We start from the raw sequence: 22,254 nt of genomic DNA, 5'->3' as shown, positions 1-22,254 counted from the left end.
GATCCAGCGTACTCTTGCATCCCAGGATCCGAGACGGCAGTATTGCCATATGGACAACTCGAGCGGCGTCGGAGTTCTCGACAAGGCGGCCCTGGTGCTCACTGCACTGGAGTCCGGCCCGGCCACCCTGGCCGGCCTGGTGGCAGGCACGGGCCTGGCCCGGCCGACGGCCCACCGGCTGGCGGTCGCCCTCGAGCACCACCGCCTCGTGGCCCGCGACATGCAGGGCCGCTTCGTGCTCGGCCCGCGCCTCGCGGAGCTCTCCGCGGCAGCCGGCGAGGACCGACTGCTCGCGACGGCCGGCCCCGTCCTCGCGCGACTGCGCGACATCACCGGCGAGTCCGCCCAGCTGTGGCGGCGCCAGGGCGACCACCGCGTCTGCGTCGCCGCCGCCGAGCGTCCCTCCGGCCTGCGCGACACCATCCCGATCGGCTCCCAGCTCACCATGCGCGCCGGCTCAGCCGCGCAGGTGCTGCTCGCCTGGGACGACCCGGAGCGGATCCACCGCGGCCTGCAGAACTCCGCGTTCTCCGCGGCCGAGCTGTCCGCGATCCGCCGCCGTGGCTGGGCACAGTCGGTCGGCGAGCGCGAGCAGGGCGTGGCCTCGGTGTCCGCCCCGGTCCGCTCCCCCGGCGGCAAGGTGATCGCCGCGGTGTCGGTCTCGGGCCCGCTCGAGCGCCTGTCCCGCCAGCCCGGCCGGATGCACGCACCCGCAGTGCTCGCGGCCGCCGAGCGGCTGTCCGAGTCGCTGCGCCGCGCCGCTGCGGAGTAGCCGCCCCGGCCCTGACTCAGTCGACGTCGACCGTGCCCCGCACCTCGTCGAGGTCGATCCAGGGGTCGACATCGCACGGGTCCTCGGCCTCCGGGCACAGGTACGTCCGTGAGTCCGCTGAGTGGCCGCGGTTGTCGCCGAGGACGAACACCTTTCCGCCGGGCACCGGGCCGACGGTCCAGTCACACGGGCCTCGCAGCGCCGTGCCGTTGGCGGGCAGGTAGTCGATGATCTCAGCATCGCAGGCGCCCGGGTCGTCGGCGATGTAGTCCTCGTCGAGAACCTCGCCGTCGACCGAGAGCCGACCGCGCTCGTCACAGCACGAGACGACGTCGCCGGGCGCACCGATGACCCGCTTGAGGAGCATGCCGTCCTTGCCGGCGGTCGGTCCCAGCCAGTCGTTGGCGTCCCAGAACAGGACGATGTCCCCCACGCGCGGCTCGTAGTCGTCGCCGACCCGGTCCACGGTGAGGCGCTCGCCCTTCGTCACCGTGGGCTCCATCGACTCGCTCGGGACGACGACATGGAGCGATCCGCAGCCAGCCGCGACAGCGACGACCAGGAGCAGCGGGATCGCCAGGAGTGGACGCATGGACGGATGCTAGGCAGCAACCGCCGAGCTGGCGGCGGAACGGCTCAAGGAGTCCTTCCGAAGGTGTCCCGAGGAGCAGTACGCTCCCCTCACCTCACCTTCCGGAGACGCCCATGTCCAGGTCGAGCCTCACCACCGTCGCCGTCAGTCTGGCGGTCGCCGTCGCGACCACCGTTCTCTCGACGGGACCAGCACTCGCGCGGCCTGCGGGCCCGCCGGACAGGGCGGCGTTCACGCCGGTCGCCCCGTGCGCGCTGCCTGTCGTCAAGCTGAAGAAGAAGCGCCAGGTCGTCGTACCCGTCGCCGGCCAGTGCGGGGTCCCGCAGGACGCGGTCGCCGTCACCCTCGACCTCCAGGCGAAGGCGTCCGCGCCCGGTGCACTCCGGGTCTGGGCGACCGGAGGCACCCGGCCCCGCACTCCCGTGCTCGCCTGGTCCTCGGCACGCAAGGCAGTGGCGACCCAGGCCGTCGCCGGCCTCGGCGGCGGTCGCGTCACCCTCGCCGGGACCAGGGGAAAGACCAAGGTGCAGGCCGATGTCGTGGGCTACTACCGCCGGCTCCCGACGAGCCACACGATCTCGATCAACCCGTGGACGATGGTGCTGACCAACTCCGCCACGGCGGCCTACGGCACCATCAACGGCTGCGTGACGAACTTCGACGCCGGGGCCGCCGCCAACGGGTACGTGCCGGTGAACCTGCCGGTCGGCTCGAGGATCACCTCGATCACGACCTCGGTGTTCGACAGCTTCTCCGCCGACACCTACACGGTGACGCTCGTGCGCTACGTCCCGACACCCACGGGGCTGAACGTCGACAGCTCGACCCCGCTCGGCTCCGGCGGAGGCGGATCCCTCGTCGTGACGACGAGCACCGTCAACCTCGACCAGGTCGTCGACGCCCAGCACTCCTTCGCGGTCCAGCTCACGAACCTGAAGAGCTTCAACAACGGTCTCTGCGCGGTGCAGGTGACCTACGACGACCCGTCCTGATCGTCAGAACAGGGCGGCGTCCTCGTCCCGCTCGAGGTCGAGCAGGAGCTGCTTGCGCTCGAGTCCCCCGGCGTAGCCGGTGAGCGTGCCGTTGGCGCCGATCACGCGGTGGCACGGGATCACGATCGGGATCGGGTTGGCGCCGTTGGCGGTGCCGACGGCGCGAGAAGCGGCGTTGGTCTTGCCGAGGCGGGCGGCGATCTCGCCGTACGACGCGGTCTCGCCGTACCCGATGCCGAGCAGCTGAGCCCACACCGAGCGCTGCCAGGCGCTGCCGGCGGGCGCGAGCGGCAGGTCGAACTCGGTGCGGTCACCCGCGAAGTACTCGGCGAGCTGGTGCGCGGCGGCGACCAGGACGGGGTGATCGGTGCCCTCGGTGCCGAGCGGGCGGACGCCGTCGCGGAACGGCGAGAACTCGATCGCGGTGATCGCGCCGTCCTGCTCGACGAGGCGCAGCGGCCCGATGGGCGATTCGATGACGGTCCACATGGCAGTACTCATCCTTCCAGCGAGGTCCACAGGTGGAGGAGGGCGTACGAGCGCCAGGGCGCCCATCCCTCCGGGGTGATGTCGGTGTCGGGGTGGCGGGCGAGCGCGTTGCGCACGCCGACGTCGGTCGGCAGCCACACATCGGGGTGACCGAGTGCGCGCAGCGCGATGTAGTCGGCCGTCCAGGGTCCGATGCCGGGCAGCGCGAGCAGGGTGCGGCGTACGTCGCCGCGGTCCGGGCCGCGGTCGAGCACGACGTCGCCCGCCGCGATCGCCGCGCACATCCCGACGAGCGCCCGCCCGCGGGCGCGGGGCATCCGGAACTCCTCGGGAGGCAGCGCCGCGACGGTCGCCGCGTCGGGGAACAGGCGCGTCAGTCCGGGGATCCCGGTCTCGACGGGACGCCCGTGGGCGGCGACGAGCCGGGCCGCGGCGGTGCGGGCCGCGACGACGGTGACCTGCTGCCCGAGGACGGCGCGCACCGCGACCTCGGCGCCGTCGACGTGCCCCGGCACCCGGAGTCCCGGCCGGGCAGCGACGAGCGGCGCCAGCAGCGGATCGGTGGACAGGTGGGCGTCAACGGCCACGGGATCGGCATCGGCGTCGAGCAGCGCCCGCATCCGGGCGAGCGCGGCCGTCGTGTCGCGGAGGTCGTCGAGGACCAGGCGCAGCGGCAGGTACGACGACCCGACTCCGTCGAGGTCGGCGAGCTCGACCCGGGCGACGCCCGGCCCGTGGGGCAGGGCTAGCGTGCGGGAGTAGGAGCCGCTGCCGTCGGCCGCGACCTCGGCGACCTCGACGCCGGGCACGGCGCGGTCGGCGAGGAAGCGGAGCAGTGCGGAGCCGCGGAACGGCGTACGGACGGCGATCCGCAGGTCGATGGCGCCCGGGACCTGGCTGCCTGCGGGCGCCTTGCGGCCGCGCAGGTGGCTCGGCGTCGCGTCGTACACCTCGAGCATGGTGTCGTTGAACTGCCGCACGCTCGAGAAGCCTGCTGCGAATGCGACGTCGGCGAGGCTGAGCGTCGTGCTCTCGACGAGCGCGCGGGCGGTCTGGGCACGCTGGGTGCGCGCGAGCGCGAGGGGGCCGGCGCCGAGCTCGCTGGTCAGCAGCCGCGACAGGTGGCGGGAGGTGTACCCGAGCCGGGCTGCGAGTCCCTCGACGCCTTCACGGTCGACGACACCGTCGGCGATCAGCCGCATCGCCCGGCCGGCGACGGTGGCCGCGACGTCCCAGTCCGGGCTGCCGGGCGTCGCGTCGGGCAGGCAGCGCTTGCAGGCGCGGTAGCCGGCCGCCTGGGCAGCCGCTGCGGTGCGGTGGAAGGAGACGTTGCGGGAGGCCGGCGTGCGGGCCGGGCAGGACGGCCGGCAGTAGATGCCGGTCGAGCGCACCGCGGTGTAGAAGACGCCGTCGAAGCGACGGTCGCGCGACTGCACGGCCGTGTAGCAACGTCCGAAGTCGAGCTGCTCCGGCGTGGTCACAGTGCTCTCCATGTCGTCCATCCTGCCGTCCGCCACCGACAGTCTCTCGCGGAAATCGGACATGACGGTGACCGCGAGGGGGCCGGTTCTGCCACGCTGCTCCCATGGCGGACGCTCCGATCAATCCCCTCGACCTGCTGATCAAGTCCCAGCAGATCGCCCTCAAGCTCACCACCGACGTCCTCAAGGGCGTGCGTGACACCGCGGTCACCGGTGTCACCCAGCCTGACGAGCTCGCCCGTCAAGTCGGCGACCTCGCCGGTGCGGTCGCCGGAATGGCCGGCGCGGTCACCAGCCTGGCGAGCTCGACCGCGCAGCCGCTGCAGGACTTCATCGTCCGCCAGCGCGAGCTCGCCGACACCGTGCACACCCTCGCCGAGGCGCAGGCCGAGCTCGCCGGCGTCGTCGCCAAGCTCGCCGAGCGGCACGCCGACGCCGTTGCCGCGCTGGAGAAGGTCACCGCGCCGGTGTTCGCGATCGTCGGCACCGAGCCGACGCCGCCGAAGACCCGGGCCTCCAGGAAGACGGCCACCGCGAAGAGCGCGGCCACCAAGGACGGACGGGCGGCCACCGGAGACCGGTGACCGCCCGCCGCAACGCCTGAGTGGTCAGCCGACGCTGATCGCGGTGTCGTCGATGACGAAGCTCGTCTGCAGCGACGAGTCCTCGTTCATCAGGAACTTCAGCGAGATCGTCTTCCCCTTGTAGGCAGCGAGGTCGAACGTCTTCTGCACGTACCCGCTCGACTTGTTGAGGTTGGAGTACGTCGCCAGGGTGCTCGTCGTCGTACCGCTGACGATCTGCACCTTCGCCGTGTCGTACGCCGTCGACGAGGTCGTCTCCGCGCTGTCGATCGCCACCCAGAAGGTCAGCGACGCCGTCGTGGCCGTCGCGGGGATCGTGACCGTCTGACTCTCGTTCTCCGTCGAGGTGCTGCCGTTGCCGCCGAGCCACAGCTTCCAGGTGCCGGTCCGCGCCGCGCGGCCGGTGTTGTTGGTGATCGGTCCGGCGGTGCCGGTCCAGCTGACGGCCCCGGACTCGAAGCCGGGGTTCTGGAGCAGGTTGCCCGTCGTCCCGCCGCTCGTGCTGATCGTCCACGTGAAGCTGGTCGACCCGGTGGCGCCGGTGGTGTCCTTGGCGGTGACCGTCACGTTCGACGTGGCGGCGGTGGTCGGCGTACCGGAGACGAGGCCGGTGCCGGCGTTGATCGTCAGGCCGGCGGGCAGGCCGGTGGCCGACCAGGTCAGCGTCTGCCCGGCGCCGGAGGACGACCCGGTCAGCTGCAGCGTGGTGGCCGTGCCGACGGTCCCGGTGCGGTTGCCCGGGTTGGTGACGGTGACGGTGTTGCCGGCCGTGGTGCACGTCGGGTCAGCGGTCTGGGCCGGCACGGAGACCGCGTTCCACGCTGCCTTGACGGCGTTGAACTCGGCGCAGGAGCCCGGGAAGAGGTTCTTCGCGGCGGTGAGCGTCCAGGTGCGGTACTTGAGGTAGCTCGAGCTCGTGGTCTTCATGAGCATCGCGTTGTAGAAGATCTTGCCGGCCTTCTGGATGCCGATGCCGGTGAGCGTCCCGCCGTTGTTGCACGTCGAGCTGGTGGGACCGCCGGCGGGGTTGGTGCCCTCGGCGAGCAGGTAGAACCAGTGGTTGCCGGGACCGGCAGCCGAGTGCACCTCGGCGTTGGGGATCGAGCTCGAGTAGCAGTTCGGGTCGCCCTTGGCCGACGGGTCGTACATGTTGCGGATCTCGCCGTCGCCGACGAGGTTCACCTCTTCGCCGACGAGGTAGTCCGGCTCGTCGTACGTGCTCGACTCGTTGGCGAAGTGCTCGGTCAGCGCGCCGAAGACGTCACCGACGAACTCGCCGGTGTTGCCGTTGGAGTGGCCGCCGGGGGTGTTCTGATCGACGCCGTGGCCGTACTCGTGACCGACCACGTCGAGGTTGGTCAGCCACTCGGTGCCGGCCTGGTTGTGGCCGATCCGCACCCACTCGGTGCCGGTGCAGTAGCCCGGCTCGCTGAGGCCCGGCGGGCAGTAGAACGCGTTGACCTCGTCCTTGCCGACGCGCGCCTGCCAGCCGCCGCCGTTGCCGTTGAAGCCGTCACGACCCAGCCACTGGCTGAGCATCCGGTCCTGGACCTGCAGCGCGTACAGCGTGTCGACGCACCCGGTCTCCGTGCTGGTGCCGGAGCCGTCACCCCAGCTGTTGTCCGGCCCCGAGACGACCGGGACGCTGTTGGTGGTGTTGTTGTCGATGCGGCAGTCGACACCGGGATTGCCGGGATCGGCCAGCGTGTACGACGACGCGGACGCCTGGGTGGTCTCGATGGCCAGTCCCGGGCCGTTGTGGTGGCCGTTGCCCGTGCCGGTGGCGAAGTGGACCAGCTCGTCGGACTCGATGACGGAGCCCTGCTTCGCGTCGACGTACACGTCGCGGACCGAGCGGTCGCCGTCGGTGGTGAGGCCGCTGACCGTCACCTTCCACGCGAGCCGGGGCGACGCCAACGCGTGGACGACGAGCTCGGGCGTGCCCCGCAGCTCGGCGTTGCGCAACGTCCCCTTCGCCGTCGTCGTGGCGGCACCCGCGGTCTGCGTCGGGGTCACCGACAGCTGGCCGATCACCTTCTTCTGCGCCACGCTCGTGTCGAGGATCTTGCCGTCACGGTCGGTGACGACGACGAAGTCGCCACCGCGGACCGGCAGGCCGTCGTAGGTCCGGGTGTAGGAGGCGTACTGCAGCCCCGCGCCACCGCTGACGACGGGCGCGGCGGCGAACTTCTCGTCGTCCCCCGTCCGCAGCTGCGGAGCCTGGCTCGCGATCAGCGCCTTGGCGGACCGGCGGGCCTTCTGGTGTGCGTCGTCGCGCGGCTTCGTCTTCACCACCGCACCGGGATCGGCGTGGGCGGACGGTGGGGCGAGGGGCGCCACGGCGAGTGCCGAGGCCGTGACGAGGGTGGCGACCAGGCCACCCATCAGGTTGCGCTTCACTTCGAACCAACACTCCTCTTGAGAGTCGGGCTCGCTCGCGCCTCGAGGTCCGGGGAGTGGCGAGCCGGGTGGATGGCCGGCTCGGCGAGAGGTGGATGCCGGGCGGCCAGAGCACAACCTCGTGGCTGGTCGAATCCACGGTCAATGGACCTGGGCGTGCAAGTTGCAGCATTGCAACAAGATGAGGACGGCGCCGGCCTGCGCGGTGAGGGGAAAAACCAGTCGGGCCCGGTCCAGATGGACCGGGCCCGAAGCTGTACCCCCGACCGGATTCGAACCGGCGCTACCTACGTGAGAGGCAGGCGTGCTAGGCCGCTACACAACGGGGGCATTCGTTGTTCCGGATCTCTCCGTGACAACGTCGTGAACTCTAGCGATTTCCTGCCTGACCGGCCAAATCCTGACGGAGTGACCTGTCTCTCGCGAGAGCCTCGCTGGGATACTAGGACTCGAACCTAGAACGACTGAACCAGAATCAGCTGTGTTGCCAATTACACCATATCCCAATGGTTTCGGTCTCCGACCGAAGCCGGCGAACCGAGAACTTACCTTACCTGTCGGGCTGCTCGGCGACCAAAATGGCCCCACCCTCGGGCGTCCTGGTGCGGTTCTGGACCCCTATCCGGCGGGCCGCCCACACCGCGAGGAGCAGGTAGCCGACGGACTGGACGAGGGTCACCGGGATCGACCACCAGCTGCCGCCGGTCGGGTTGAGCGCCTCGGTCATGTCGCTGAACGCGAGGGCCAAGCCGAAGGCCAGGAAGTTGTTGAGCACGTGCATCGCGATACCGGCTTCGAGGCCTCCAGTGAGGACCACCAGGACTCCCGCGACGAGCCCGAACGCGAACCGGTCGAAGAAGGTCGGCACGTCCTGGCCCAAGCCGTGGGCGAGCGCGAAGAGCAGGGCCGGTACGACGACCGAGACCGCCGCGCCGCCGCGTGATCCCGCGCGGGCGGCGAGCCCGCCGAAGGCCTGCGCGAGGTAGCCGCGGAAGACGTACTCCTCCCCCGCTGCCTGCAGGGGCGTCAGCAGCACGATCACGAGCAGGAAGTCGCGCACGGTCGAGGTCCACGGGTTGATGCTGCCGCCGGTGTCGAGCGAGCCGGTGCCCTGGTCGGGCAGCACGGCGGAGGCGACCAGCGTCAGGCCGAGGGCGACCACGGCGAGGCCGAGGCAGACCGCGAACCAGCGCCAGCGCAACGCCCCGGCCACCGACGTGACCCAGCCCGGCGTCTGCCCGTGCAGCAGCCGGGCGACCGCCCACACCGCGGGGATGGCGGCCGCCCAGCCCAGGTTGACCATGGCCAGGAAGGACGGCGTCGTCACGTCGCCCGAGAGCTTGTCGACGGCCTCGGTGGACGAGTCGCCGCCCGCGACGAGCACGAGGGTGACCACGAGGCTCAGCACGAGCTGGGCGGCGAAGAAGATCACGAGCAGCAGCGGGATGCCGGCCAGCGGGCGCCAGGCGCCCGCCGGCCCGCGCCGCTGGAGCTCGTCGTACCTCAGTTCGGCTGGATCAGCCGAGGGCACGCTGCAACCGCCCGAGGCTGCGGTCGCGGCCGAGGAGCTCCATCGACTCGAAGAGCGGCGGCGAGATCCGGCGGCCGGTGACGGCGACGCGGACCGGGCCGAACGCGTTGCGCGGCTTGAGGCCGAGCCCGTCGACGAGGGCACCCTGCAGGGCGGCCTGGATCGCGTCGGTCGACCAGGTCGGCAGCGCCGCCAGCGCGTCGTACGACGCCTGCAGGACCGGGATGCCGGCCTCGCCGATCTGCTTGGCCGCGTCCTCGGGGTCGACCTCGAAGGCGTCCTCGGAGACGAACAGGAAGCCGAGCATGCTGCTGGCCTCGGCGAGCTTGTTGATCCGCTCGCCGACGAGCGGCATCGCGAGCTCGAGCAGCTGCGCGTCGGCGTCGGTGACCGGGTCGCTCACGACACCGTCGCGCTTGAGGAACGGCAGCACCCGGTGGGTGATCTCCTCGATCGAGAGCAGCCGCATGTGGGCGGTGTTGATGGCGTCGCACTTCTTGAGGTCGAAGCGGGCCGGGTTGGCGACGACGTCGGTGATGTCGAAGGCCTCGACCATCTCCTCGAGGCTGAAGATGTCACGGTCGGCCGCGATCGCCCAGCCCAGCAGGGCGAGGTAGTTGAGCAGGCCCTCGGGCAGGTAGCCCTGGTCGCGGTAGGCCAGCGCGTGCGCCTCGGGGTCGCGCTTGGAGAGCTTCTTGTTGCCCTCGCCCATGACGTAGGGCAGGTGGCCGAACTCCGGCGTCGCCTTGGCGATGCCGACCTCCTTGAGCGCCTCGTACAGGGCGATCTGGCGAGGGGTCGACGAGAGCAGGTCCTCGCCGCGGAGGACGTGGGTGATCTCCATCAGCGCGTCGTCGACCGGGTTGACCAGGGTGTACAGCGGGTCGCCGTTGGCGCGGCACAGCGCGAAGTCGGGGACGAACTCGGTCTCGAAGGTGACCTCGCCGCGGACCAGGTCGTTCCAGGTGATCGAGCCGTCGGGCATCCGGAACCGCACGACCGGCTGGCGGCCGTCGGCCACGAACGCCGCCACCTGCTCGGCGCTCAGCTCGCGGCAGAAGCCGTCGTACCCCTGCACCTTGGAGCCGGCGGCCTTGCGGCGCGCGGCGGCCTCGTCGTTGGTGCAGTAGCAGTCGTAGGTGAAGCTGCTGTCCCTGAGCCGGGCCAGCGCGTCGACGTACAGGTCGCTGCGCTCGCTCTGCTTGTACGGCGCGAACGGGCCGCCCACGCCCGGACCCTCGTCCCAGTCGAGGCCGAGCCAGCGCATCAGGTCGAGGATCGAGTCGAGCGACTCGTCGGTGCTGCGCTCCTTGTCGGTGTCCTCGATGCGGAAGACGAAGGTGCCGCCGTGGTGGCGCGCGAACGCCCAGTTGAACAGGGCGGTGCGGATCATGCCGACGTGGGGGCTCCCGGTCGGGGAGGGTGCCATCCGGACGCGGACGTTGCTGCTCATGATCGTGCTTCCACCTTGTTCGTGAGGGTTCCGAGGCCTTCGATCGAGATCTCCACCTCGTCGCCGACCTGCATGGGTCCGACACCCTCGGGGGTGCCGGTGAGGATGACGTCGCCGGGCAGCAACGTCATCACGCTGGAGACGTGGGCGATCAGGGCCGGTACGTCGAAGACCATGTCGGCCGTCGTACCGTCCTGGACCACGTCTCCGTTGAGGAAGGTCTGGACCCGCCGGCCCTCGTTGAAGTCGTGGGGGTCGAGGTCGGTCTCGATCCACGGCCCCAGGGGGCAGAACGTGTCGAAGCCCTTGGCGCGCGTGAACTGTCCGTCGGAGCGCTGCAGGTCGCGGGCGGTGACGTCGTTGGCGATCGTGTAGCCGTGGATGACGTCGGTGGCCTGCTCGGCCGGGACGTCGCGGCAGATCCGGCCGATGACGACGGCGAGCTCGCCCTCGTAGTGCAGGTCCTGGGTCTGGCGCGGGTAGAGGACCGCGTCGCCGGGCCCGACCACGCTGGTGTTCGGCTTGAGGAACATCAGCGGCTCGTCGGGGACGTCGTTGCCGAGCTCGGCCGCGTGGGCCGCGTAGTTGCGGCCGATCCCGACGACCTTGCTGCGCGGCAGGACCGGCGCCAGCAGGCGCACGTCCTCGAGCCGGTACTCCTTCTCGAGCAGCTTGATCCCCTGGTACAGCGGGTCACCGACGAGACCGACGATCACCGCGTCGTCGCCGGGCTGGCCGTACTCGTCGAGGTCGCCGGTCAGGACGCCGTACGACGGCTCCTCGCCTGTCGTGAATCTGACGATGCGCACCCAGTGAGCCTATCGACCTACGCTGCTGGTCGTGAATGCGGAGGAATGGCGTCGGCGAGCGGCTGACCACGCCGCCCGCATCGACCGCTACGTCGCCCCGCACCTCGCCCGCCGCGGGGCGGCCGTGAAGCACCCGGTGTTCGACTTCCTCTTCACCTACTACTCGTACCGGCCGGCCCAGCTGCGCCGCTGGCACCCGGGGTACGGGGTGGCGATGGACGACGCAGCCGAGTACGCGAACCTCAAGGGCTACGGAGTCGGGTGTGCCACCGTGACCCCTGGGTCACCCTCAGCCACCCAACTCACCGTCATGGAGGAGTACGTCACCTCGCAGCGGCCGCTCGTGGAGTCGATCCACCGGCTGCTCACCGCCACCGCCGGCCGCGCCCCGCACCTCGGCTGCTTCGGCCTGCACGAGTGGGCCATGGTCTACCGCCTCGCCGAGGACGAGACCCGCCACGCCGACTGGCCCCTGCGCCTGGGTCCCACCGGCACCGACGACGTCGTCGAGGGCCACCGCATCGCCTGCTCCCACTTCGACGCCTACCGCTTCTTCACTCCCCCGGCCCGCCCGCTGAACACCCTCGCCCCGGGTCGCGACGACCGCCCCGCCTTCGAGCAGCCCGGCTGCCTGCACGCCGGCATGGACCTCTACAAGCACGCCTTCCGGCTCTCGCCGCTCGTGTCCTCCGACCTGGTGGCCGACTGCTTCGAGCTCGCCTGGGACATCCGCACGCTCGACATGCGCGCGGCGCCGTACGACCTCGCGGACCTGGGGTTCGAGCCGGTACGCATCGAGACGGCCGAGGGCAAGGCGGTGTACGTCGAGGCGCAGCGGGGGTTCAGCGAGCGGGGTGCGCCGTTGCGGGCGCGCTTGGTCGAGGAGTGCGAGCGGTTGCTGTCAGTCGGCTGAGTCCGGCGACAACCATCAGTTCGACGACGGCGTCGGTCCCGTCACTCAGCGGCTCAGGGGCCTCAGCGCGCCGCGATCCCGTCGTACATCACGGCGCGGATCGCGGCGCTCAGTCGCTCCTGCTGAGCGGGCGCGGGGTCGCGCATGCCGACCAGCACCGAGCCGAGGATCATCCCGTTGATCGACTGGGCAGTCGGCTCGACGTCGAGGTCGGGGCGCAGGTAGCCGAGCCGCACGCCGTGCTCGAGGTACGCCGCCGTGAGCGGCGTGGTCATCGCGAACAGGTCGAGCATCCGCTCCCGCATCGCGTCGTCGATGCCGGCCGCCGACAGCAGCAGCTGGGCGACCCGCGGGTCCTCGCTGAAGATCTGCGCCAGCGCGGTGCCGATCCGCGCGGTCTGCGCGCGGTACTCCTCCAGGGTGCTGACCGCGTCCGGTGCGTTCTCCGCTCCCAGCGCCTCGACGATGCGGCCGATCAGGTCGTCGATGACGTGCTCGACGATGTCCCGCTTGTTCTCGAAGTAGCGGTAGAAGGTGCCGTGCCCGATGCCCAGACGCGCGGCGATGTCGGCGATCCCGGTCGCGTGGTAGCCCTTCTCGGCGAAGCAGGTGAAGGCGGCGTCGATGATCTCGCGCCGGGTCTCGGCCTTGCGCCGCTCCAGCCGCGAGAGTCCCTCCGTGGTCGCCGTCATGACACCGGAGCCTATTGCAATGGACCAGATCTGACGATACGTTCCGAAACTGACATTCTATTCCGTTTCTGGATCTGAGGTGGTCGCATGGGGCGCGCACTGGTCATCGGATGCGGCGGCACGCTGGGCTTCGCCTGGACCGCCGCCGTGCTCGCCGAGCTGGAACGACAGGGCTGGGACCCGCGCACCGCCGACGTCCTCGTCGGTACGTCGGCCGGTGCCGAGCTGGTCGCCCTGCTGGGCTCCGGCGTACCCGGCACCGCGATCCACGACGGCACCGACCACCTCGTCGCCGCCCACCTGTCCTCACCGCGCGCACCCGGCGCGCTGCCCGGGCTCCCCCGCCCTGCTCTGCCCGGCCTCGGCCTGACCCGCGCCGCGCTCACCCGCCGCACCGACCTGCTCGCCGGGCTCGCCGGCCTGCTCCCGCGCGGCGGTGGTGACGCGCAGTGGCTGGTCGACCTCGGCGAGGCCCTCACCGACCCGGCGACCGGCTGGACGACGCACCCGCAGACCTGGCTGGTCGCGGCCGACGCCCGCACCGGCGAGCGGGTCGCGCTCGGTCGCGCCGACGCCCCGAAGGCCGCACTGGGACAGGCGATCGCGGCCTCCTGGGCGATCCCCGGCTGGTTCCCGCCGGTCCGGATCGACGACCGTCGGTTCCTCGACGGCGGCGCCGTCTCCCCCACCTCGGCCGACCTCCTGCTCCCGCAAGTGCAGGACGGCAGCATCGACGAGGTCGTCGTCGTGGCCCCGATGTCCAGCCAGGGCGGGGCTCCCGCTCGCGGCCTCACCCGGGTCGAGCGGCTGCTGCGCCGGCCGATGACCCGCCGCGTCGACCACGAGGTCGCGCAGCTGCGCGCCGCCGGCGCCCGCGTCGTGCGGATCGAGCCGACCGCCGCCGACCTCGAGGCGATGGGAGCCAACTTCATGGACGGCTCCCGGCTCCCCCGGGTCCGCGAGGAAGCCGCCCGCTCCGCCCGCACCCTCGTCTCCCAGCAGGAGGTCCTCCGATGACCCGTCCCACCCCGATCGACCTCGCCGGTGCGCACATCGTCGTCACCGGCGGCGCCCGCGGCATCGGCCGCGCCACCGTCGAGGCCTTCCTGGCTCGCGGCGCCAAGGTCTCGTTCGGCGACCTCGACCTCGACCTCGCGAGGGCGACCGCCGGGGAGACCGGCGCGAGCGCCCACCACCTCGACGTGGCCGACCGGGCGTCGTACGACGCGTTCGTCAGTGCGGCCGAGAAGGAGCACGGTCCACTCGATGTCCTCGTCAACAACGCGGGCGTGATGCCCAACGGTGCGTTCCTGGACATGGATCCCGCGCTGGACCGGCTGATGATGGAGGTCAACGTCCACGGCGTGCTGCACGGCATGCGCCGGGTGCTGCCCGGCATGGTCGAGCGCCGCCGCGGCCACGTCGTCAACGTCGCCTCGCTCGCGGGCAAGTTCCCGATCCCCGGACTCGCGGTCTACAACGCCAGCAAGTTCGCAGTGGTCGGTCTGACCGCCGCGACCCGCTTGGAGATGGCGCCCCACGGCGTCACCCTGACCGCCGTGCTGCCGTCGGCCGTCGACACCGACCTCGCTTCCGGCCTCGACATGAAGCCGATCCCCAAGGTCAGCCCCCAGCGGATCGCCGACGCGGTGGTCGCGTCGGTCCGCACCCGCGAGGCCGAGATCGCCGTACCGAGGTACGTCGGCGCGCTGGCCGCCAGCACCGTGCTGGTCCCGGTCGGGGTGCTCGACCGGATCCGGAGGGTCGTCCGCGACGACCGCGCCCTGCACACCGACACCACCGAACGAGCCGGCTACACCGCGCGCCTCAGCAGCGCCGCCACCGAGAGGACCACCCGATGACCCAGACCCTCCACGACGCCGTGATCGTCGGCGCCGGCTTCGGCGGCATGGGCGCCGCCATCGAGCTCCACCGCCAGGGGTACGACGACCTGGTCATCCTCGAGCGCGAGGACGACCTCGGTGGCACCTGGCACGTCAACCGCTACCCCGGCCTCGCCGTCGACATCCCGAGCTCGACGTACTCCTACTCGTTCGAGCCGAACCCCCACTGGTCGCGGCTGTTCGCGCCGGGTCCGGAGCTGAAGAGGTACGCCGCGCACGTCGCCGACAAGTACGACCTGCGCCGCCACATGCGCTTCGGCACCGTCGTCGAGGGCGCGCACTGGGACGAGGAGGCCTCGGCCTGGGAGGTGACGATCGCGGGTGGCGAGGTGGTCCGCGGCCGCTTCCTGCTCACCGCGACCGGCTTCCTGTCCCAGCCGAAGCTCCCGGACATCCCCGGGGTCGAGGACTTCGCGGGCACGGTCATGCACACCACCCGCTGGGACGACGACGTCGAGCTCGCGGGCAAGCGGGTCGGCATCATCGGCACCGGCGCGACCGCCGTCCAGCTCATCCCCGAGCTCGCGAAGGTGGCCGACCACCTCACCGTCTACCAGCGCACGCCGATCTACGTGAGCCCGAAGATGGACGGTCCGGTGCCGGGCGTCGTCCGTGGCGCGTTCGCGAAGGTGCCGCTGACCCAGCGGGCCGCGCGCCTGGTCAGCACCTCGATCCTCGAGGTGCTGATGGTCGCCGGGGTGCTGCACTTCCGCGACCTGCCGTGGGCGAACGCGACCGGCAAGCGCGTGTGCGACGCCCACCTCAAGCGCCAGGTGAAGGACCCGGAGCTGCGCGCGAAGCTGACGCCGGACTACGACTTCGGCTGCAAGCGACCGACGTTCTCCAACACCTACTACCCGACGTTCACCAAGCCGCACGTCGACCTCGAGACGACGAGCATCGACCACGTCGACGCGAGTGGCATCGTCACCGCCGACGGCAACCGGGTCGACCTCGACGTCCTCGTGCTCGCCACCGGCTTCAACCTGTGGGACGTGAACTTCCCGGCGATCCGGATCGTCGGCCGCGAGGGACGCGACCTCGGCGCCTGGTGGCGGGAGAACCGGTTCTGCGCCTACGAGGGCATCACGATCCCGAAGTTCCCGAACTTCTTCTCGCTCAACAGCCCCTACTCCTACTCGGGCCTGTCGTACTTCACGACCATCGAGACCCAGATGGCCCACATGGGGCGGGTACTGCGGACGATGCGGAAGCGCAGCGCCGACGTCGTGGAGGTCACCGAGGAGGCCAACGACCAGTTCCTGGACCGGATGACCGGCCTCCTCGACAACTCCGTGTTCAACGCCGGCAGCTGCGCCACCGCACGGAGCTACTACTTCAACCAGCACGGGGAGGCGGTGCTGCTGCGCCCGACGTCGACGTTGAGCGCAGCACGCGAGGCCACCCGCTTCCCGCTGGAGGACTACACGTTCACCGGCGCGAGGGTCGCCGCCTCGGCCTCCTGATCGTCCTGCCCGGCCCGGGTCATCGCCCGGTGCCGGGTCTCCGGCATGAGCAGCACGCACACGACGCTGCCGAGGGCGAAGGCCGCGAGCATCCAGCCGATCGCCGACGTGTTGCCCGCCTCCGCGAAGTCGGAGGCGAGGTACGGCGCCGTGCCGCCGCCGATCACGCCGGCGAGGTTGTACGCCATCCCGGCGCCCGTGTAGCGGTACTCGGTGCGGAACATCTCGGGCAGCATCGCGCCGGCCGGGCCGTAGGAGATCGCAAAGATCGCCAGCGTGCCGAACAGGCCGATCGCGAACGACGCCGTCGTGCCGTGGTCGAGGATCGGGAACAGCGCGAAGCCCCACGGGATGGCGACGATGCACGAGCCGAGGACGACCTTCTTGCGACCGATCCGGTCGCTGAACACGGCCGAGAGCAGCGTGATCGAGCCGAACACGAAGGCGGCGGCGACGCCGATGGTGAGCACGGTCGGTCGGGACAGGCCGAGCGTGGTGGCGCCGTACGACGTCAGGAAGGCCGTGCCGACGTAGAAGAACGCGAACAGCATGGCGAGCGAGCCACCGCCGAGGAGGATCTCCTTCCACTGGTGACGCAGCGCCGAGGCGAGCGGACCCTGCGTCGAGGCGCGGGTGTGGGCGTTCTCCTTGAACATCGGGGTCTCCTCGACCTTCAGCCGCACGTAGAGGCCGACGGCCACGAGCAGCGAGCTCGCGATGAACGGCACCCGCCAGCCCCAGTCGAGGAACGCCGGGCTGGAGTCGCCGACGACGCGGTTGACGAGGAGGAAGGTCCCGCTGGACAGGGCGAACGCGAGGGCGGGGCCCATCTGCGGGAAGGCGCCGTACAGGCCGCGCTTGTGGGCCGGGGCGTACTCCGCCGCGAGCAGCGTCGCGCCCGCCCACTCGCCGCCGACCGCCAGGCCCTGCAGGAAGCGCAGCGCCACCAGCAGGATCGGCGCGGTGATGCCGATCGTCGCGGCGCCGGGCAGCAGCCCGATCGCAACGGTGGCCGCGCCCATGAGCAGCAGCGTGCTGATCAGCGTCTTCTTGCGGCCGAGCCGGTCACCGAAGTGACCGAAGCCGATCGCACCCAGGGGCCGGGCGATGAACGCGACGGCGAAGGTGGCGAAGGAGGCCACGCTCGCGGCGGAGTCCCCCAGCGCCGGGAAGAACACCGTCGGGAAGACCAGCGCCGCGGCGGTCCCGTAGATGAAGAAGTCGTAGAACTCGATGGTCGTGCCGGCGCAGCTCGCGAAGGCCACCCGCCGCATCGGGGTCGGTCGTTCGGTCATGGAATCCACTCCTCGGGGTTCGGTCGATCGCCGGGAGTGTGAGCCGGGCCACAGCCGACCCGAACCCCTCGAAGGGGGTACTACCTCCCAAGGAGGGTGCCGTCGTTGCCGCTTGTGACCGCAGTCACCTACCGTGGAGCGCATGTCCCTCGACCTCGTCCAGGAGGCGCCGCACGACGGCGGCCGGCTGCTGCGCACGCTCGCGGCCTTCCGGGCCACGGGGCACAGCGACATGGCGTTCGGCGGCCCGGTCGTCGACAACGGCAGCACCCTCGCCATCACCGGCCTGCACAGCGCCCAGACCCGCTCGCTGCAGGGCCTGCGGGTGCGCTCCGGCTACGGTCTCGGCGGCAAGGCGCTGATGATGGGCCGGCCGGTGTCGGTCACCAACTACCACGACGCCCGCGGCATCACCCACCAGTACGACGGGCCGGTCCGCGCCGAGCAGCTGGAGACCGTGACGGCCCTGCCGATCGTCGTCGACCGGATGCCGCGGATGGTCGTCTACGTCGGCCACCGGGCCCAGGTCGTCCTCGGCGACGTCTGGTACGACGCCTTCCTGCCCCTCGTGCGCCGCCTCGAGCGCGAGATCGCCGTCGACGACGAGGTACGCCGCCGCGTCGGCGCCCTGCGCTCCCTCGGCCGGCCCGCAGCCCCTTCGCCCCAACCCGATGTACAGCTCACCCGCGCCGACCTGCGCGACATCTCCGACGAGCTCGCCGACCTCGCCTCGCTGGTGCAGGACGATGCCCTGCGCGCCCGCCTCGAGGAGGTCCGCAGCCGCGTGGACCATGGCCGCTCCCCCGCGGAGCCCGCCGCCCGTCGTACCTCTGCCGCCATGCCGACCGGCCTCGCCGCCCGCGAGATCGACGTGCTCGCCCAGGTCGCCCTCGGCCAGAGCAACCGTGAGGTCGCGGCGTCACTCGGGCTCGTCGAGAGCACCGTGAAGTCGTACCTCAAGAACGCGATGCGCAAGCTGCACGCGACCAACCGCGTGCACGCCGTACGGCTGGCGCGGGAGGCCGGCGTCATCGAGTAGGCGGGTGGCCCGGCGGTCGTCCCGCCAGCATCCCGATCTGCCGAGATCCCCGCGGAGCGCAGTCGCGCGCGCAGACAATGTCCGAATGGCATGGAAGACGACGCGAACGCGGGACGCGGACACGGCAGACATGGACGACGTGTTCCCGCCGAACGATTCCGCTCGCCTGACGCACGAATCGACGGTACGACGCAGACCTCACTCCAGATTTCGCCGCTTCGCGATTGCATGCATGTCGGCGCTCCTGGCCACGGTGGCAATGCCGGCATTCGCCCTTTCGGCCTGCAGCACGCGTGCCGGCTCGGACTCGAACAATCACAAGTCCCAAGCCTCATGCCGGTTGGGCCGCAGCGGCGAGGTGACCCTGACCGAGGCATCGAATGCGCTCCGAGTAACGGTGCGAGGAATGCCCATCCCCGACGATCAGTCGTGGTGGGCCTCAATCGTCATATGGGACGAGGACTTCAAGCACGGCGCGGAACTGGCAATGAGGTTCCGAGACGGCGAACAGAGCGGCTACACCGTGTCGGACCTTTCGAAGGACAGCAGCGGGATCACCGACCTTGATGACGCCTTGCTGGTCGAGGGCGACTCCGTCACCGGGACTTTTCCGTACTCCGGGGGCCCTCTCGACCGCATCGACATCGCCCACTGGAACGCCAGCCTCAGTCTCGACTTCAAGAGCAGTGCGAACTGTCCGCTGGGTAAGCAGTTCGCCTCATTCCCTCTGGAAGACACGCAGGCGTCATCGCCCTCCCCGTCGACACGCATCACGCGCGCAACGGCATCGCGATCGTCGTCCCCCGAGCTTGCAGCCACGAAGCGAGCTCGAGGCATCCGGAGTCGACCTGAGGCCGCTCGGCCGTGAGCCAGTCCCCAGATCCCTTGTGGTCGAACATATGTTCGAGTAGGATGAGCGCATGTCTTCTCTCGGGGCGCTCGACACGGCAACTGCGGTGGCCGAGCGCGCCGCGGAGCTGGCCGGCGCCGACTGGGGTCTGCTCGACGGCCCCGAGGCGGTCGCGGGCGTGGAGGCGATCACCGCGGCGCGGTCGTTCCTGGACGCCGCACTGTTGCGCGGGGTTGCTCGGCTCGAAGCCACCGACGCGGTACGGCCGTTGGGGTGGGCGTCGGTCAAGGACTACCTGACCCATGTCACCGGCGGGCACAAGGGCACCGGTGGTGGGCTGGTCCGCGCGGCCGAGCAGCTGCATGACCTGCCCGAGGTCCAGGCCGCCCTCGAAGCCGGCCGGGTGACGCTGCCCCAGGCCCGCGCGATCGCGTCGAAGGTGCACACCCTGCCCCGAGTGGCGGAGTTCCGCACTGCCGTCGCTGGAGCGATGCTCGACCTGGTCGACGCGCACGGCCACGATGCCTCCGATCTGCAGTCTGCATTCACTGACGTGGTGCGGGAGCTCGACCCCGACAGCGCCCTCGTCAACGCCGAGAAAGAACGCGCGAAGGCCGAACGCGCTGCCCACCACGCCCGGCACCTCTCCTTCGCCGAGGACGGCCACGGCGGAGTGCGGGTCAAGGGCTACGGCACGGTCGAGGACGCCGAGAAGATCAAGGCCACCCTCCACCCGCTCGCTGCACCGGTCGCGTCCGAGCCGGGCTCGTGCGGTGGGGTGAGCCGTGCACCGGGTGAGGCGATGTTCGACGAGGATGGTGTCGCCACGAGCGCGGCGTGTCTGACGCCGGGATGTGGGCACGACGGGCGTGACCCGCGTGAGGCGGGCGCCCGACTGTGGGACGCCCTCGTCGACGCCTGCGATCGGCTCGCCGCGACCGACGACCAGCTACCGCGTGACCACGGTTCGAAGCCCCGCATCATGGTGCTCATCGACCAGGAATCACTCAAGCAGCAGATCATCGACGCCGGCCTGGCCCGCAACGGCACGAGCCCGACCGGCGCCAGGTTCTCCGCGAGCGCCGTACGACGCCTGGCCTGCGACGCCGAGATCATCCCCACCGTGCTCGGCACCCACGGCCAGGTCCTCGACGTCGGCCGCACCCAACGACTCGTCACCGCCGCGATCTGGCTCGCCCTCGTCATCCGCGACCGACACTGCGCGTTCCCAGGCTGCACCCGCATGCCCCTCGCATGCGACGCCCACCACGTCGTCCACTGGGCCGACGGCGGCCCCACCAGCCTCGACAACCTCGTCATGCTCTGCCGCCACCACCACGTCCTCATCCACCAGACCCCCTGGGCCGTCCACATCGACACCGACACCCGACAACCCGTCTGGACCCCACCGCCCCGCAACACCCGCGAGGACCACCGCAAGGCAGGGATCACCTACGCACCAGCACGACCACGCGCCGCCTGAGCGCACCGTTCAGCCGGGCGTGTGCGGGAAGGCAGTGCCGACCAAGTCCAGACGCATGAGGTCGTGCGCGGTGCAGAAACCGAGCGACTCGTAGAGCGGTATCGACATCTCGGAAGGTGCGAGCACCACTCGGACCATGCCCTGGTCACGGGCGAAATCGATGAGCGCCGTCATGAGCGAACGTCCGATGCCTTCGCGACGGTGGCGCTCGGAGACATAGACGTTCGCTCCGTACAACCACCGTGCGCCAGCCCGCCCCGGGACAGGCATGCGAGAGAAGATCTGCCCGTTCGCCATGCCCACGGGGGCGTCGCCTGCGTATGCGACCACGGCGTGTCGGTGGTGGCGCTCGCGCGACCACCAGGTGCGGAACTCGTCCGCGAAACCATCGTCTGCGACCGGAAACCACTTCTGCCGCAGGGCCAGGAGGGCGCTGCAGTCCTCGGCGACGGTCCGAATCTCGTAGCGGTCCCTGCTGGCCATGCTCAGATGATCCCTGACGCCACGGATGCGGCGATCCCACACGCCGGTGCCGTCGGCTAGCGTCGCCGCGTGCCTGCACCACAGAACCGCGTCGCCGTCGTCACCGGAGCCAGCCGTGGGCTGGGCAAGGGGATCGCCCTCGCCCTCGGCGACGCGGGCTACACCGTCTACGTCACCGGCCGCAGCGTCGAGTCCGGGGCGCACGACCTCGGCGGCACCGTCGGCGAGACCGCCGAGCAGGTGACCGAGCGGGGCGGGACCGGGATCGCGGTCGCGTGCGACCACCGCGACGACGCGGCGGGCGCGGCCCTGGTCGAGAAGGTGCGGCGCGAGCAGGGGGTGCTGGACCTGCTGGTCAACAACGCGTTCGCGGTGCCCGACGACATCACCGCGAGCGGTCACTTCTGGGAGAAGTCGCTGGACGCGGTGGCGACCTTCGACGTGGGCCTGCGCTCGACGTACACGACCACCTGGCACGCGACTCCCCTGCTGCTGGAGTCGGCGGACCGGGCACCGCTCGTCGTCAACATCTCGGGCTTCGGTGCGGTCTGCTACCTCCACGGTCCGGCGTACGGCGCGGTGAAGGCCGGCGTCGACAAGATGACCCACGACATGGCCGTCGACCTCGACGGGCTCGGGGTCAGTGTCGTGTCGCTGTGGCCGGGCCTGCTGCGCACCGAGCGCACGATGCGGGTCGTCGACGCCGACCCGGAGCTGTACGCCGCGTCGCTGCCGATCATGGAGCACCCCGAGCTCACCGGCCGGGCGATCGCCTCCCTCGACACCGGACCCAGCAACGCCAAGCGGAAGAGGTCAGGGCGCGCGTTGATCGGTGCCGAGCTCGCGGTCGAGCTGGGAGTGACCGACGTCGACGGCCGCACCCCGGTCTCCCGCCGGAGCCTGCTCGGCGGTCCGCTCAGCTACAGCGACGCGGTGGTCCGCTAGGCACCAGGCGATCAGGCTGGTCTCAGGTTCCCGCGCTTTGATGGGCGCATCGGCCGCGTCAGGCGATGCGGCACCTGGGAG

General features: G+C 70.9%; 21 protein-coding genes and 2 tRNA genes. 11 read left to right on the top strand and 12 right to left on the bottom strand.

The window, feature by feature from the left end; translation table 11 throughout:
* Positions 1 to 49: 49 nt before the first annotated feature.
* Positions 50 to 772, top strand: coding sequence for an IclR family transcriptional regulator (locus tag ACZYRU_RS17170; RefSeq protein ID WP_139622247.1), 723 nt, complete (start codon positions 50 to 52; stop codon positions 770 to 772).
* A 16-nt stretch (positions 773 to 788) separates the two neighbouring features.
* On the opposite strand, the gene lepB is transcribed toward ACZYRU_RS17170, so the two are convergent.
* Positions 789 to 1,364, bottom strand: coding sequence for a signal peptidase I (gene lepB / locus ACZYRU_RS17165; RefSeq protein ID WP_488958311.1), 576 nt, complete (start codon positions 1,362 to 1,364; stop codon positions 789 to 791).
* A gap of 113 nt (positions 1,365 to 1,477) precedes the next feature.
* On the opposite strand from lepB, the gene ACZYRU_RS17160 reads away from it, so the two are divergent.
* A complete protein-coding gene (locus ACZYRU_RS17160) occupies positions 1,478 to 2,356 on the top strand; it encodes a hypothetical protein (protein WP_488958310.1) in 879 nt (292 codons plus the stop codon).
* A gap of 3 nt (positions 2,357 to 2,359) precedes the next feature.
* Here the strand turns inward: ACZYRU_RS17160 and ACZYRU_RS17155 are convergent, their stop codons facing one another.
* Positions 2,360 to 2,857, bottom strand: coding sequence for a methylated-DNA--[protein]-cysteine S-methyltransferase (locus ACZYRU_RS17155; RefSeq protein ID WP_488958309.1), 498 nt, complete (start codon positions 2,855 to 2,857; stop codon positions 2,360 to 2,362).
* Entirely contained in the window at positions 2,854 to 4,338 is a 1,485-nt protein-coding gene (locus ACZYRU_RS17150; protein ID WP_488958308.1) for an AlkA N-terminal domain-containing protein, read from the bottom strand. Before ACZYRU_RS17150 ends, ACZYRU_RS17155 begins: the two co-directional genes overlap by 4 nt.
* Before the next feature lie 92 nt (positions 4,339 to 4,430).
* Here ACZYRU_RS17150 and ACZYRU_RS17145 point away from each other — a divergent pair, with 92 nt between their 5' ends.
* On the top strand, positions 4,431 to 4,910 hold the full coding sequence (locus ACZYRU_RS17145; RefSeq protein WP_488958307.1) for a hypothetical protein: 480 nt from the start codon (positions 4,431 to 4,433) through the stop codon (positions 4,908 to 4,910).
* Positions 4,911 to 4,934: 24 nt separating this feature from the next.
* On the opposite strand, the gene ACZYRU_RS17140 is transcribed toward ACZYRU_RS17145, so the two are convergent.
* From ACZYRU_RS17140 to ACZYRU_RS17115, 6 genes are all read right to left on the bottom strand, one after another.
* A complete protein-coding gene (locus ACZYRU_RS17140; protein ID WP_488958306.1) occupies positions 4,935 to 7,310 on the bottom strand; it encodes a M4 family metallopeptidase in 2,376 nt (791 codons plus the stop codon).
* A gap of 257 nt (positions 7,311 to 7,567) precedes the next feature.
* Positions 7,568 to 7,640: transfer RNA gene (locus ACZYRU_RS17135), tRNA-Glu, on the bottom strand.
* Between the two features lie 104 nt (positions 7,641 to 7,744).
* Positions 7,745 to 7,816, bottom strand: a tRNA-Gln gene (locus ACZYRU_RS17130).
* 44 nt (positions 7,817 to 7,860) lie between these two features.
* Positions 7,861 to 8,841, bottom strand: coding sequence for a CPBP family intramembrane glutamic endopeptidase (locus ACZYRU_RS17125; protein WP_488958305.1), 981 nt, complete (start codon positions 8,839 to 8,841; stop codon positions 7,861 to 7,863).
* Positions 8,828 to 10,294: a glutamate--tRNA ligase gene (gltX, locus tag ACZYRU_RS17120; protein WP_488958304.1), complete on the bottom strand. Its 1,467-nt coding sequence runs from the start codon at positions 10,292 to 10,294 to the stop codon at positions 8,828 to 8,830. The genes ACZYRU_RS17125 and gltX overlap by 14 nt, the downstream gene beginning before the upstream one ends.
* Complete coding sequence (locus ACZYRU_RS17115; protein WP_488958303.1) at positions 10,291 to 11,103, bottom strand: fumarylacetoacetate hydrolase family protein; 813 nt, start codon at positions 11,101 to 11,103, stop codon at positions 10,291 to 10,293. The genes gltX and ACZYRU_RS17115 overlap by 4 nt, the downstream gene beginning before the upstream one ends.
* A gap of 31 nt (positions 11,104 to 11,134) precedes the next feature.
* Here ACZYRU_RS17115 and ACZYRU_RS17110 point away from each other — a divergent pair, with 31 nt between their 5' ends.
* A complete protein-coding gene (locus tag ACZYRU_RS17110; RefSeq protein ID WP_488958302.1) occupies positions 11,135 to 12,016 on the top strand; it encodes a 3-methyladenine DNA glycosylase in 882 nt (293 codons plus the stop codon).
* A gap of 62 nt (positions 12,017 to 12,078) precedes the next feature.
* On the opposite strand, the gene ACZYRU_RS17105 is transcribed toward ACZYRU_RS17110, so the two are convergent.
* Entirely contained in the window at positions 12,079 to 12,708 is a 630-nt protein-coding gene (locus tag ACZYRU_RS17105) for a TetR/AcrR family transcriptional regulator (RefSeq protein WP_488958301.1), read from the bottom strand.
* 87 nt (positions 12,709 to 12,795) lie between these two features.
* On the opposite strand from ACZYRU_RS17105, the gene ACZYRU_RS17100 reads away from it, so the two are divergent.
* The 3 genes from ACZYRU_RS17100 to ACZYRU_RS17090 are packed head-to-tail and all read left to right on the top strand — an operon-like array spanning position 12,796 to position 16,078.
* Entirely contained in the window at positions 12,796 to 13,725 is a 930-nt protein-coding gene (locus ACZYRU_RS17100; protein WP_488958300.1) for a patatin-like phospholipase family protein, read from the top strand.
* The gene (locus ACZYRU_RS17095) at positions 13,722 to 14,570 is read left to right on the top strand and encodes an SDR family oxidoreductase (protein WP_488958299.1); all 849 of its coding nucleotides are present in this window, start codon (positions 13,722 to 13,724) and stop codon (positions 14,568 to 14,570) included. Before ACZYRU_RS17100 ends, ACZYRU_RS17095 begins: the two co-directional genes overlap by 4 nt.
* Positions 14,567 to 16,078 carry a flavin-containing monooxygenase gene (locus tag ACZYRU_RS17090; protein WP_488958298.1) on the top strand — a complete coding sequence of 504 codons (1,512 nt, stop codon included), beginning with the start codon at positions 14,567 to 14,569 and terminating at the stop codon, positions 16,076 to 16,078. The genes ACZYRU_RS17095 and ACZYRU_RS17090 overlap by 4 nt, the downstream gene beginning before the upstream one ends.
* Here the strand turns inward: ACZYRU_RS17090 and ACZYRU_RS17085 are convergent.
* Positions 16,036 to 17,373 (bottom strand): MFS transporter, encoded by a 1,338-nt coding sequence (locus tag ACZYRU_RS17085; RefSeq protein WP_488958297.1) that lies wholly within the window; start codon positions 17,371 to 17,373, stop codon positions 16,036 to 16,038. The two genes, ACZYRU_RS17090 and ACZYRU_RS17085, sit on opposite strands and share 43 nt — an antisense overlap.
* A 142-nt stretch (positions 17,374 to 17,515) precedes the next feature.
* Between ACZYRU_RS17085 and ACZYRU_RS17080 the strand changes: the two genes are divergently transcribed.
* The 3 genes from ACZYRU_RS17080 to ACZYRU_RS17070 all read left to right on the top strand — a co-directional run bounded on the left by ACZYRU_RS17080 (position 17,516) and on the right by ACZYRU_RS17070 (position 20,745).
* A complete protein-coding gene (locus ACZYRU_RS17080) occupies positions 17,516 to 18,412 on the top strand; it encodes a helix-turn-helix transcriptional regulator (protein ID WP_488958296.1) in 897 nt (298 codons plus the stop codon).
* 130 nt (positions 18,413 to 18,542) lie between these two features.
* Positions 18,543 to 19,280: a hypothetical protein gene (locus ACZYRU_RS17075; RefSeq protein ID WP_488958295.1), complete on the top strand. Its 738-nt coding sequence runs from the start codon at positions 18,543 to 18,545 to the stop codon at positions 19,278 to 19,280.
* Positions 19,281 to 19,332: 52 nt separating this feature from the next.
* Complete coding sequence (locus ACZYRU_RS17070; RefSeq protein WP_488958294.1) at positions 19,333 to 20,745, top strand: HNH endonuclease signature motif containing protein; 1,413 nt, start codon at positions 19,333 to 19,335, stop codon at positions 20,743 to 20,745.
* Between the two features lie 9 nt (positions 20,746 to 20,754).
* On the opposite strand, the gene ACZYRU_RS17065 is transcribed toward ACZYRU_RS17070, so the two are convergent.
* Complete coding sequence (locus tag ACZYRU_RS17065) at positions 20,755 to 21,228, bottom strand: GNAT family N-acetyltransferase (RefSeq protein ID WP_488958293.1); 474 nt, start codon at positions 21,226 to 21,228, stop codon at positions 20,755 to 20,757.
* Positions 21,229 to 21,297: 69 nt separating this feature from the next.
* Here ACZYRU_RS17065 and ACZYRU_RS17060 point away from each other — a divergent pair, with 69 nt between their 5' ends.
* Entirely contained in the window at positions 21,298 to 22,173 is an 876-nt protein-coding gene (locus tag ACZYRU_RS17060) for an SDR family NAD(P)-dependent oxidoreductase (RefSeq protein WP_488958292.1), read from the top strand.
* The last annotated feature ends 81 nt before the right edge of the window (positions 22,174 to 22,254 follow it).

This window comes from Nocardioides sp. F233 (genome assembly GCF_057813895.1).
This window is presented reverse-complemented; position numbering and strand designations above follow the sequence as displayed.

Excerpts from the sequence above, each read along its gene's own strand:
- ACZYRU_RS17170 (WP_139622247.1), top strand. The coding sequence starts at position 50 with ATGGACAACTCGAGCGGCGTCGGAGTTCTCGACAAGGCGGCCCTGGTG.
- lepB (WP_488958311.1), bottom strand. The coding sequence starts at position 1,364 with ATGCGTCCACTCCTGGCGATCCCGCTGCTCCTGGTCGTCGCTGTCGCG.
- ACZYRU_RS17160 (WP_488958310.1), top strand. The coding sequence starts at position 1,478 with ATGTCCAGGTCGAGCCTCACCACCGTCGCCGTCAGTCTGGCGGTCGCC.
- ACZYRU_RS17155 (WP_488958309.1), bottom strand. The coding sequence starts at position 2,857 with ATGAGTACTGCCATGTGGACCGTCATCGAATCGCCCATCGGGCCGCTG.
- ACZYRU_RS17150 (WP_488958308.1), bottom strand. The coding sequence starts at position 4,338 with ATGGAGAGCACTGTGACCACGCCGGAGCAGCTCGACTTCGGACGTTGC.
- ACZYRU_RS17145 (WP_488958307.1), top strand. The coding sequence starts at position 4,431 with ATGGCGGACGCTCCGATCAATCCCCTCGACCTGCTGATCAAGTCCCAG.
- gltX (WP_488958304.1), bottom strand. The coding sequence starts at position 10,294 with ATGAGCAGCAACGTCCGCGTCCGGATGGCACCCTCCCCGACCGGGAGC.
- ACZYRU_RS17105 (WP_488958301.1), bottom strand. The coding sequence starts at position 12,708 with ATGACGGCGACCACGGAGGGACTCTCGCGGCTGGAGCGGCGCAAGGCC.
- ACZYRU_RS17100 (WP_488958300.1), top strand. The coding sequence starts at position 12,796 with ATGGGGCGCGCACTGGTCATCGGATGCGGCGGCACGCTGGGCTTCGCC.
- ACZYRU_RS17095 (WP_488958299.1), top strand. The coding sequence starts at position 13,722 with ATGACCCGTCCCACCCCGATCGACCTCGCCGGTGCGCACATCGTCGTC.
- ACZYRU_RS17090 (WP_488958298.1), top strand. The coding sequence starts at position 14,567 with ATGACCCAGACCCTCCACGACGCCGTGATCGTCGGCGCCGGCTTCGGC.
- ACZYRU_RS17085 (WP_488958297.1), bottom strand. The coding sequence starts at position 17,373 with ATGACCGAACGACCGACCCCGATGCGGCGGGTGGCCTTCGCGAGCTGC.
- ACZYRU_RS17080 (WP_488958296.1), top strand. The coding sequence starts at position 17,516 with ATGTCCCTCGACCTCGTCCAGGAGGCGCCGCACGACGGCGGCCGGCTG.
- ACZYRU_RS17075 (WP_488958295.1), top strand. The coding sequence starts at position 18,543 with ATGGACGACGTGTTCCCGCCGAACGATTCCGCTCGCCTGACGCACGAA.
- ACZYRU_RS17070 (WP_488958294.1), top strand. The coding sequence starts at position 19,333 with ATGTCTTCTCTCGGGGCGCTCGACACGGCAACTGCGGTGGCCGAGCGC.
- ACZYRU_RS17065 (WP_488958293.1), bottom strand. The coding sequence starts at position 21,228 with ATGGCCAGCAGGGACCGCTACGAGATTCGGACCGTCGCCGAGGACTGC.